8 protein-coding genes and 1 pseudogene are annotated in these 10,170 nt (G+C 73.1%); 1 reads left to right on the top strand and 8 read right to left on the bottom strand.

Annotated elements, in window-relative coordinates; genetic code table 11:
- The 8 genes and pseudogenes from ACFWN1_RS28665 to ACFWN1_RS28630 all read right to left on the bottom strand — a co-directional run.
- Positions 1 to 424 (bottom strand): annotated as a pseudogene (locus tag ACFWN1_RS28665) (hypothetical protein); the annotation flags it as partial.
- Positions 421 to 3,261: an SNF2-related protein gene (locus tag ACFWN1_RS28660; protein ID WP_384368064.1), complete on the bottom strand. Its 2,841-nt coding sequence runs from the start codon at positions 3,259 to 3,261 to the stop codon at positions 421 to 423. The pseudogene ACFWN1_RS28665 and the gene ACFWN1_RS28660, both read right to left, overlap by 4 nt.
- Before the next feature lie 122 nt (positions 3,262 to 3,383).
- Entirely contained in the window at positions 3,384 to 3,965 is a 582-nt protein-coding gene (locus tag ACFWN1_RS28655) for a sugar kinase (RefSeq protein WP_384368061.1), read from the bottom strand.
- Positions 3,962 to 5,107 carry an ROK family glucokinase gene (locus tag ACFWN1_RS28650; RefSeq protein ID WP_384368058.1) on the bottom strand — a complete coding sequence of 382 codons (1,146 nt, stop codon included), beginning with the start codon at positions 5,105 to 5,107 and terminating at the stop codon, positions 3,962 to 3,964. The genes ACFWN1_RS28655 and ACFWN1_RS28650 overlap by 4 nt, the downstream gene beginning before the upstream one ends.
- An 81-nt stretch (positions 5,108 to 5,188) precedes the next feature.
- On the bottom strand, positions 5,189 to 5,980 hold the full coding sequence (locus ACFWN1_RS28645; RefSeq protein WP_384368055.1) for an ATP-binding cassette domain-containing protein: 792 nt from the start codon (positions 5,978 to 5,980) through the stop codon (positions 5,189 to 5,191).
- Positions 5,977 to 7,053: an ABC transporter permease gene (locus tag ACFWN1_RS28640; RefSeq protein ID WP_384368052.1), complete on the bottom strand. Its 1,077-nt coding sequence runs from the start codon at positions 7,051 to 7,053 to the stop codon at positions 5,977 to 5,979. Before ACFWN1_RS28640 ends, ACFWN1_RS28645 begins: the two co-directional genes overlap by 4 nt.
- A complete protein-coding gene (locus ACFWN1_RS28635; protein WP_384368049.1) occupies positions 7,050 to 8,039 on the bottom strand; it encodes a sugar ABC transporter substrate-binding protein in 990 nt (329 codons plus the stop codon). Before ACFWN1_RS28635 ends, ACFWN1_RS28640 begins: the two co-directional genes overlap by 4 nt.
- Positions 8,040 to 8,227: 188 nt before the next feature.
- Positions 8,228 to 8,977 (bottom strand): GntR family transcriptional regulator, encoded by a 750-nt coding sequence (locus tag ACFWN1_RS28630; RefSeq protein WP_384368067.1) that lies wholly within the window; start codon positions 8,975 to 8,977, stop codon positions 8,228 to 8,230.
- Positions 8,978 to 9,096: 119 nt separating this feature from the next.
- Between ACFWN1_RS28630 and ACFWN1_RS28625 the strand changes: the two genes are divergently transcribed.
- A complete protein-coding gene (locus tag ACFWN1_RS28625) occupies positions 9,097 to 10,119 on the top strand; it encodes a Gfo/Idh/MocA family oxidoreductase (RefSeq protein WP_384368046.1) in 1,023 nt (340 codons plus the stop codon).
- Positions 10,120 to 10,170: the final 51 nt, after the last annotated feature.

Raw genomic sequence — 10,170 nt, 5'->3', positions numbered from 1 at the left:
GGGCGGTCCCACGGGGACGCCGCCCGGCCTCCCGCCGGGCAGCGCGGAGTGCCTCGCGGGCCGCGTCGCCCGGACGGGCACCGGCCGGGGTCGGCCGGGGTTCGGCGGGCGCGGTCGGGTCACCGGAAGCGGCATCGGCCTCCGGGGGCTCCGGGGCCTTCGGGGACTCCGGGGACTCCGGAGGCTGCGGAGGCTCCGGGGGTGGCTCCCCCTCCGCCCCTTCACGCCGAGCCGCCACGGCAGCCCGCAGCGCGGCCCGTGCGACCTCACCGGGCCGGGCTCCGGTCCCGGGCGCCGGCCCCTGACCGAGGCCGTCCGCCGACCCGGAACCTCCCCCGGCGGGCTCCCCGGAGGCGCCCCCCGGACGCGCCGCGCGCAGCGCCTCGCGGGCCTCCTCCGCCGGGCTGTGCTCCCCGGCACTCACGCGGGCCTGCGCAGGGACACGAGGTCGGTCAGTTCGCGGTCGGTCAGTTCGGTGAGGGCGGCCTCGCCGGAGCCGAGGATCGCGTCGGCGAGGGCGCGCTTGGCCGTGAGCATCTCGGCGATGCGGTCCTCCACGGTGCCCTCCGTGACGAGGCGGTGCACCTGGACGGGCTGGGTCTGGCCGATGCGGTAGGCGCGGTCGGTGGCCTGTTCCTCCACGGCGGGGTTCCACCAGCGGTCGAAGTGCACGACATGTCCCGCGCGGGTGAGGTTCAGGCCGGTGCCCGCCGCCTTGAGGGAGAGCACCAGGACCGGGATCTCACCGGACTGGAAGCGGTCGACCATCCGCTCCCGTTCGGGCACCGGCGTGCCGCCGTGCAGCAGGTCGAGGGGGATCGCGCGGTCGGCCAGGTGGGCGGTGATGAGCCGGGCCATGCCGACGTACTGGGTGAAGACCAGCACCGAGCCGTCCTCGGCCAGCACGGTGTCCAGCAGTTCGTCCAGCAGGGCGAGCTTGCCGGAGCGGGCGGAGAGCCGGTCCGGGTGGGACGGCTCCTCCTTGAGGTAGAGGGCGGGGTGGTCGCAGATCTGCTTGAGGGCGCCGAGCAGCTTCAGCACCAGGCCCCGGCGGGCGATGCCGTCCGCCTCCTCGATGAAGAGCATCGACTCACGCACCACCGCCTCGTACAGCGCGGCCTGTTCGCGGCTGAGCGGGACGGGATGGTCGGTCTCGGTCTTGGGCGGCAGTTCGGGCACGATGCCGGGGTCGGACTTCTTGCGGCGCAGCATGAACGGCCGGACCAGCCGCGCCAGCCGCTCCACCGCCTCGGCGTCCTCGCCGTTCTCCACTGCGCGCGCGTGCCGGGCGCGGAAGGACTTCAGTGGGCCGAGCAGGCCGGGGGTGGTCCAGTCGAGCAGGGCCCACAGCTCGGAGAGGTTGTTCTCCACCGGGGTGCCGGTGAGCGCCACGCGCGCGGGAGTCCTGATGGTGCGCAGCGCCTTTGCGGTGGCCGAGTACGGGTTCTTCACATGCTGGGCCTCGTCCGCGACGACCATGCCCCAGGAGCGCTCGGCGAGCTGCGCGGCGGCGGAGCGCATGGTGCCGTAGGTGGTGAGGACGAAGCCGCCGGTGAGACCGTCGAGGGTGCGGTCGGCGCCATGGAAGCGGCGGACGGGGACACCGGGCGCGAAGCGGTTGATCTCCCGCTGCCAGTTCCCCAGCAGGGAGGCGGGGCAGACCACGAGGGTCGGCTCGGCACTGGCGCGCCGGAGGTGGAGGGCGATGAGGGTGATCGTCTTGCCGAGGCCCATGTCGTCGGCGAGGCAGCCGCCGAGTCCGAGGGAGGTCATCAGGTCGAGCCAGGCGAGGCCGCGCAACTGGTAGTCGCGCAGGGTCGCGTCGAGACCGGCGGGCGGCTCGGCCGGGGCGAGACCCTCGGTGAGCCGGTCGCGCAGGGCCGCGAGGGCGCCGGTCGGGACGGCCTCCACGGTCTCGCCGTCGACCTCGGCGGTGCCGGTGAGGGCGACGGCGAGCGCGTCGACGGGGTCGAGCAGGCCCAGTTCGCGCTTGCGGGCCTTGCGGACCAGGGCGGGGTCGACCAGGACCCAGCGGTCACGGAGCCGGACGACCGGGCGGTGGGCCTCGGCGAGGGCGTCCATCTCGGCCTCGGTGAGCGGGTCGCCGCCGAGCGCCAGCTGCCAGCGGAAGCTGAGCAGTTCCTCGCTCTCGAAGAAGCCGGTGCCGTCGGTCGCGGAGCCGGGGGCGGTGCGGACCTCGGCGGTGGCGGCGAGGTCGCTCGCGAGGTCGCGGGGCCAGTGCACGGCGACCCCGGCGGCCGCGAGCCTGGTCGCGGCGACGCCGAGCAGGTCGGTGACCTCCTCCTCGGACAGGGCCAGCACGTCGGGCACGTCCTGCTCGGTGAGCCGGTCCAGCGGCGCCCACACGCGCGCCGCGCGCCGGACGGCGAGGGCGGCGTCCACGTGCGCGCGGGGCCCGAAGGCGGCCGCGTCCCCGGCCCACACCGCCGCCGCGTCGGCCACCAGGGTGGGGTCGGCGAGGCTGTGGACCTGGACGACGGCGGCACCGGCGGACCGCGCACGCGCGTCGTCGCCGGTGTCGAAGACGCTGTACCCGGACAGGTCCAGGCGCAGTGAGACGCGCACGCCCGCGTCCATGCCCGCGGCGACCTCCGCTGCCCAGTCGTGGGCGCCGGGCAGCGGCTGCGGCTCGCGGGCGGCGAAAGGGCGCCCGCTGGTGTGCGGGGCGGCGGGGGTGCGGGGCAGCGTGTCCGCGACGGCGTCGAGGAAGGAGCGGACCAGGGCCTCGGGCTCGGGCAGGGTGAGGGGTGCGGGGCCGGGCAGCGGCACGGCGTGGCCCTCGGGCGGCAGGGCGGCGGCCACCGCGCGCAGGTGCGCGATGTCGTCGGGCTCCAGCGGTCCGGCGCGCCAGGCGTCGTGCCCGCCCGGGGTGAGGCCGGGCAGCAGCCGGCCCCGGGCGGCCAGGCGCAGGGCGTGCAGCGCGGCGGCTCCCCAGCAGGCGGTGGCCGGGTGGGCGGCCGGGTCGTGCCGGGCGCGGACCAGCAGGGGCAGCGCGTCGGCGAGGGGCAGGGTGAGCGCGGGCACCTGGCGGCGGCGCACACCCGTACCGTGCGGTCGTACGACGGTCAGCTCGTCGGTGGCGTCCAGGAGGGGGTCGCCGGCGGGGTCCCAGAAGGCGATGCGGGCCTCGCGCGGGAGGGGCGCGGGCAGGTAGACGCAGGCGAGGCGTGCCGGGACCGTGTCCTCGGTCCGCGCGCGGCCTGTCGTGGGGGCCGGTGCCGTGGCCGTGCCGTCGCTCATGTGTCCCGTCACCTCCCGTCTCCTCCCGCTGTCTCCCGCTGTCTCCCGCCATCCCCCGTCCGTGGCGGACGAGCCGTCTCCGACTGTACGGGTGGGGTCTGACAACGGGGTGCGAAGCCCGCTCAGGGCACCGTGCGCGAGACCGCGTACACCATCGGGTACTGCGGGTCGGACATGTTCACGACCACCTCCTGGGTGGGCGCGGGGTTCTTCTGCTTGCGGGTGTAGCTCGCCCAGGGGCCGGGCCCCGCGAACTCCCAGCCGGAGATCTGCCGGTCCCGGGTGCCGATGGTGACCGAGCCCCGCTTCAGCTGGTCCCGGCGCATGCCGAGGGCGCCGAGGAAGCTGTCCAGGCCGGCGCCGTTGGTGCGGAACTGCACGTAGAGGCGGCTGGTCTTCCAGTTGTTGGTCTCGTAGTAGGCGAGCCGGTCGGCGGGGCGCGGTACGGGCACCTGGTAGAGGCGGCGCTGCACCTTGGAGGGCCAGCCGGGGGTGAGGCCGGTGGCGGAGTACTTCGCTTCCTTGTCCTTGCCGCTGTCCCGGCTCTGGTTGGCGGAGATCACCAGATAGCCGGCCGGTACGCCGGTGAGCAGCACGATGATCAGCAGGGTGAGGGCGCGGCGCTTGACGCGGTGACGCGGGTCCTCGCCCGCCGGGTGCGGGGTAGTGGGGGCGGCCGCCTGGTGGGGAAGCGAGGTGGTCATGCGGTGTCCCGGTCCCGGCGGGTCTGGGTGTACCGCTCGTAGCGTTCGTAGCGTTCCACGCGGCGGCGCTTGGCGCGGCGGAAGCGGCGGGCGACCAGCCGGGCGAGGTCCGCGGCGCCGACCATGCCGGCCTCGGGCCCGAGCTGGGCGCGCGTGACACGGGCCTCGGGGCGGTAGCCGCGCCCGGTGAGGTGGCGCTTGAAGGCGTCCCGGGCGGGGCCGATGAGCAGGTCGTCGGCGGCGCTGACGCCACCGCCGATCACGAAGCAGGAGGGGTCTAGGGCGGCGGCCAGGTTGGCGATGCCGACACCGAGCCACTGGCCGATGTCCTGGAGCAGCTCGATGCACATGGCGTCGCCCTCGCGGGCCAGCTCGGTGATCATCGGGCCGGTGATGTCGCCGATGTTGCCCTTGACGTGCTCGATGATCCCGTAGGCCACCGGGGAGTCGGCGGCGGCCAGCTCCCGCGCCTCGCGGACCAGGGCGTTGCCGGAGCTGTACTGCTCCCAGCAGCCGCGGTTGCCGCACGGGCAGCGGTGACCGCCGGGGACGACCTGCATATGGCCGAACTCTCCGGCCACGCCGAACTTGCCCCGCTTGACCGCGCCGTCCTCCAGGATCGCGCCGCCGATACCGGTACCCAGGGTGATCATGACGAGGTGGTCCTCGCCGCGCCCGGCGCCGAAGCGCCACTCGGCCCAGGCCGCGGTGTTGGCGTCGTTGTCCACCAGGACGGGCACGGACAGCCGGCCGGAGAGGCGGTCGCGCAGGGGTTCGTTGCGCCAGGACAGGTGGGGGGCGAACAGCACCCGGTTGCGTTCGGCGTCGACCCAGCCGGCCGCCCCGATGCCGACGGCGTGCACGTCGTGCCGGTCGGAGAGGTCGAGCACCAGCTCGACGATGGTGTCCTCGACGACCCGGGGACTCTTGGACTTGTCCGGGGTCTCCGCCCGGAGCTTCTCCAGGATGTTGCCGTCGGCGTCCACGACGCCCGCCATGACCTTGGTGCCGCCGATGTCGATCCCGACCGTGGGCACCCGGGGCGCGGTCAGGTGGGAGCGGCGTTCCCGGGTGCCCACCGTGCGCAGGACGGGGGCGCGGCGGGAGCCGATGGGGGCGGCGAGGTCGCGGTAGGTGCTCATCGCGCTCGATTGTGCCTCACGCTCACGCCGAGTGCGGCGCGGTCGGGAGCGGAGCCGCGAAACCCCGCGGCCCCGCGCCCGTCAGCCGCGGTTCAGCTCGTGGTGCAGAGCGTCCAGGTCCGCTCCGCCGGCCATCTGCCTGGTCAGTTCGTCCAGGGTGATCTCGTCACGTGTGTGGTTGCCCACCATGGTGCCGCGCCGCAGCAGCACGAAGCGGTCGCCGACGAGATGCGCGTGGTGCGGGTTGTGGGTGATCAGCACGACACCCAGACCGGCGTCCCGTGCCGCGGCCACGTATTTGAGGACCACACCGGACTGCTTGACGCCGAGGGCGGCGGTGGGTTCGTCCAGGACCAGCACCTTGGCGCCGAAGTGGACGGCACGCGCGATGGCCACGCACTGGCGCTCGCCGCCGGAGAGGGTGCCGATGGGCTGGTCGACGTCGCGCAGGTCGATGCCCATGCGCAGCAGTTCCTCGCGGGTGGTGCGGCGCATGAGGTCGGTGTCCAGGCGCGCGAAGGGGCCCTTGCCCCTGCGGGGCTCGGAGCCGAGGAAGAAGTTGCGCCAGACCGGCATCAGGGAGACGACGGCGAGGTCCTGGTAGACGGTGGCGATGCCCCGGTCCAGGGCGTCGCGCGGGGAGGCGAGCCGGGTCTCCTCGCCCTCGATGCCGAGGGTGCCGCCGTCGTGCTGGTGGAGGCCCGAGATGATCTTGATCAGGGTGGACTTGCCCGCGCCGTTGTCGCCGAGGACACAGGTGATCTCCCCGGCGTGCACCTGGAGGGAGACGCCCTCCAGGGCGCGGACGTTGCCGTGGCGCTTGCTGACGCCGGTCAGCTCGACCAGGGGGACGCGCTCTTCGGTGACGGTCATTTCGTGGCCTCCGCGCGCTTGCGGACCCAGGTGTTGAGCAGGGTCGCCAGGAGGAGCATGGCTCCGAGGAAGAACTTGAACCAGTCGGGGTTCCACTCGGCGAAGACGATGCCCTTGCTGGTCATGCCGAACAGCAGCGCGCCGACCGCCGAGCCGATGGCGCTGCCGTAGCCGCCGGTGATCAGGCAGCCGCCGATGACGGCCGCGATGATGTAGATCAGCTCGTTGCCGACGCCCTCGCCGGACTGGACGGTGTCGAAGGAGAACAGCAGGTGCTGCCCGGACACCCAGGCACCGAACGCGACGCCCATGTAGAGGCCGATCTTGGTCTTGGCGACGGGGACGCCGACCGCACGGGCCGCGTCCTCGTTGCCGCCGACCGCGAAGATCCAGTTGCCCACGCGGGTCCGCAGCAGCACCCAGGAGGCGAGGGCGACGAGCCCCAGCCACCACAGCACGGTGACCTTGAGGCCGACCCCGCCGAGGCCGAGCGTCGAGGCGAACAGGGCGTGTGCGCTCGGGAAGCCCTCCATGTCGCCGATGGACTTGGTGGAGACGGTCCCGTCGATCAGCTTGGTGAAGCCCAGGTTGATGCCGGTGAGCATCAGGAAGGTGCCCAGCGTGACGATGAAGCTGGGCAGCTTCGTACGGGTCAGCACGAAGCCGTTGAACGCGCCGACGGCCAGCGTGACCAGCAGCGAGACGCCCGCGCCGACCCAGGCGTTGGCCGTCAGCTGGTAGCTGAACATGGAGGAGATCAGCGCGGAGGACGTGACCATGACGCCCGCGGAGAGGTCGAACTCGCCGCCGATCATCAGCAGGGCCACGGGTACGGCCATGATGCCGATGGTCGAGGAGGCGTAGAGCACGGTGCTGATGCTGGACGGGCGCAGGAAGCCGTCGGCGGCTACCGCGAAGAAGACCAGGACCGCGAGGGCGCCTACGACCGAGCCCAGTTCGGGCCGGGAGAGCAGCTTGCGCAGCGGGGAGGTGCGCAGCAGCCGTTCGTCACGCGGCTGCTCGCCCCCCGGCGCCGGGCCCGGGGTGGGCCGGGTGCCGGTGGTGGTGCTCATCGGGTGCCCCGATCGGTGTACGCCGCGAGCGCGCCCGCCTGGTCCTTGGTGATGATCTGCGGGCCGGTCAGGACCGGCTTGCCGCCGCCGAGGACGTCGCCGTTGTACTTGTACAGCCACAGCAGGTCGACCGCCTCGTACCCCTGGAGGTAGGGCTGCTGGTCGACGGCGAAGCCGAGGGTGCCGTCCTTCAGCTCGGCGGCGACCTTGGCGTTGAGGTCGAAGGTGTCGACCTCCGCCTTGCTGCCGGTGTCCTCCTTGGCCTTCACCACGGTGTCGGCGTAGGGGGCGCCCAGGGTCACGACGGCGTCCACGTCCCGGTCGGCCTGGAGCTTGGCGCCCACGGCGGACTGGACGTCGGGCATGTTGGTGCCGTTGACGTAGAGCTTGCGGACCTTGCCCTTGAAGGTCTTCGCCACGCCGTCGCAGCGCTGCTCGTGGCCGACGTTGCCCTGCTCGTGCAGGACGCACAGGGCGTTCTCGCGGCCGCGCTTGTTCAGCTCCTCGCCCACGGCCTCACCGGCGATGGTCTCGTCCTGGCCGATGTGGCTGAGCGCGCCGAACGACTTCGACTGAGCCGAGCCCGAGTTGACCGTGACCACCGGGATGCCGGCCTCGCGGGCGCGGGCCACGGCCGCCTTGAGGGCGTCGGGCTTGGCGAGGCTGACGATGATCCCGTCGACCTTCTTGTCGATCGCGGCGTCCACCAGCTGGGCCTGCTGCTGGGCCTCGTCGTCGTGCGAGTACAGGAAGTTGATGTTGTCCTTGACCGCCGCCTGCTTGGCGCCGCTCTGCACGATGTCCCAGAAGGTGTCGCCGTCCCCGGAGTGGGTGATCATCGCGATGGTCCAGCGGGGGGTGGTCACCGCCGCCCTGCCCTGAGCCGTGGCGGCATTGCGGGCGTCCTCGGCCCGCTTGCCACCGGTGCTGCTGCAGGCGGTCAGCGAGACGCAGGCGAGCAGTGCACACGCTCCTGCCACCGTCATGCCTGTCCGGTTCTGAAACCGTGCCACGAGGCCATGCCCCTTCTTGCCGTGTTCTGAGGTGCCGTGTTCCGAGGTGCTGTGTTCTGACGCAAACACTTCAGTATCGAACACTCGGAGTACTGGTCACCTGTCCGGGGCACGTCCGACAGGCCCTTTGTCCGGACAACGTGACGCGGACCGAGGGCGGCTCAGGGGCGCACGAGGAGCTGGAACTCGAAGGAATACCGGGCCGGACGGTAGGTGTGGTCGCCGTGCTCGACCGCGCGGCCGGTGTCGTCGAACGTGACGCGCCTCATGGTGAGCAGCGGGGCGCCCTCGGCCTCGGCGAGCCGGTCGGCCTCGGCGGGGGTGGCGCCGCGGGCGCCGATGGACTGTCGGGCGCTGTGCAGGGTGATGCCGGCCGAGCGCATCAGCCGGTACAGCCCGGTGGCCTCCAGCCGGGCGGTGTCGAGGTCCAGCAGGCCGAGCGGCAGATGGTTGATCAGGTACGCCATCGGTTCGCCGTGGGCCAGCCGCAGCCGCTCGACGCGGTGCACGTCACCGCCCTCGGTGACGCCGAGCGCGGCGGCGATCTCGGCGGTGGCCGGGACGACGGTGTTGACCAGCACCTTGGTGGCGGGCCGCTGTCCGGCCGCCTCCAGGTCGTCGTAGAGGCTGCTCAGTTCCAGCGGGCGCTTGACCTGGCTGTGCACGACCTGGGTGCCGACGCCCCGGCGCCGCACCAGCAGGCCCTTGTCGACGAGGGACTGGATGGCCTGGCGGACGGTGGGCCGGGACAGGCCGAGCCGGGCGGCCAGCTCGATCTCGTTGCCGAGCAGGCTGCCGGGGGTGAGGACGCCGCGCTCGATGGCGGCCTCCAGCTGCTGGGCGAGCTGGAAGTACAGCGGCACCGGGGAGCTTCGGTCCACGCGGAGGTCGAGCGGCGCGGTCGGGTCCACATCTGGTTTCGGCACGGGCCCGAGGGTAGTCCGGCGACCGGTTGACGGGAAGTCGTGAAGTCTGGTTGTCCGGACATTCCAATTGACAGGCGCACCCTGTTCCCCCTCAATGTGTCCTCATGCGCATCGGGGTCATCGGTACGGGCCGCATCGGTACCATCCACGCCAACACGCTGAGCCGCCACCGGGAGGTCGGATCGCTGATCCTGACGGACTCCGATCCGTCACGCGCGCAGGAACTGGCGCACCGGCTGGGCGAGACGGCGGCGCCAGGCGTGGACGAGGTCTTCGACTGGGGCGTGGACGCGGTGGTGATCACCACGGCGACTGCCGCGCACGCGGAGCTGATCGGCCGCGCGGCCCGCTCCGGGCTGCCGGTCTTCTGCGAGAAGCCGATCGCGCTCGACCTGCCCGGCACACTGCACGCGCTCGCCGAGGTCGCGGCGGCGGGCGCCGTGCTCCAGATGGGCTTCCAGCGGCGCTTCGACGCGGGGTACACCGGCGCCCGCGAGGCGGTGCGCTCGGGCCGGCTCGGCCGGCTGCACACCGTACGCGCCCTGACCTCCGACCAGTCCCCGCCCCCGCGCGAGTGGCTGCCGCTGTCCGGGGGCCTGTTCCGGGACACCCTCATCCACGACTTCGACGTGCTGCGCTGGGTGACCGGCAGCGAGGTGGTGGACGTGTACGCGACCGGCTCGGACGCCGGTCCCCCGATGTTCCGCGAGGCCGGTGACGTCGGCACCGGCGCGGCCGTGCTCACTCTGGACGACGGCACCCTGGCCACGGCGACCGCGACCCGTCTCAACGGCGCCGGCTACGACGTACGCATGGAGCTGTCCGGCGAACTGGACACGGTGGTCGTCGGGCTGGACGACCGGACCCCGATCGCCTCCACCGAACCGACGGGCCCTCCCCCGGCCGACAGGCCCTGGGCGGGCTTCCTCGAACGCTTCGGCTCCGCCTACGAGTCCGAACTCTGCGCCTTCGTCGATGTCGTACGCGGCGAACGCCCCAACCCCTGCGACGGCTGGCAGGCGTTGCAGGCCCTGCGCGTCGCCGAGGCCTGCGAGATCTCCCGCCGCGAGCGAAGGACGGTGGCCCTGGCGGAGGTTCCGGGCCGGGAGGCGCCCTCCTACGGCTGAGCCGTGCCGGACGCCGCCCCGCCCCGCGACCCCGAGCGTGGGGGGAAGGGT

Origin of the sequence: Streptomyces sp. NPDC058459 (assembly GCF_042721685.1) — a bacterium.
Taxonomy (GTDB): domain Bacteria; phylum Actinomycetota; class Actinomycetes; order Streptomycetales; family Streptomycetaceae; genus Streptomyces.
Note: the sequence above shows the minus strand (reverse complement) of the source record. Positions and strands in the feature narration are given on the sequence as shown.

Coding starts and splice junctions, on each gene's coding strand:
- ACFWN1_RS28660 (WP_384368064.1), bottom strand. CDS start 3,261: ATGAGCGACGGCACGGCCACGGCACCGGCCCCCACGACAGGCCGCGCG.
- ACFWN1_RS28655 (WP_384368061.1), bottom strand. CDS start 3,965: ATGACCACCTCGCTTCCCCACCAGGCGGCCGCCCCCACTACCCCGCAC.
- ACFWN1_RS28650 (WP_384368058.1), bottom strand. CDS start 5,107: ATGAGCACCTACCGCGACCTCGCCGCCCCCATCGGCTCCCGCCGCGCC.
- ACFWN1_RS28645 (WP_384368055.1), bottom strand. CDS start 5,980: ATGACCGTCACCGAAGAGCGCGTCCCCCTGGTCGAGCTGACCGGCGTC.
- ACFWN1_RS28640 (WP_384368052.1), bottom strand. CDS start 7,053: ATGAGCACCACCACCGGCACCCGGCCCACCCCGGGCCCGGCGCCGGGG.
- ACFWN1_RS28635 (WP_384368049.1), bottom strand. CDS start 8,039: ATGACGGTGGCAGGAGCGTGTGCACTGCTCGCCTGCGTCTCGCTGACC.
- ACFWN1_RS28625 (WP_384368046.1), top strand. CDS start 9,097: ATGCGCATCGGGGTCATCGGTACGGGCCGCATCGGTACCATCCACGCC.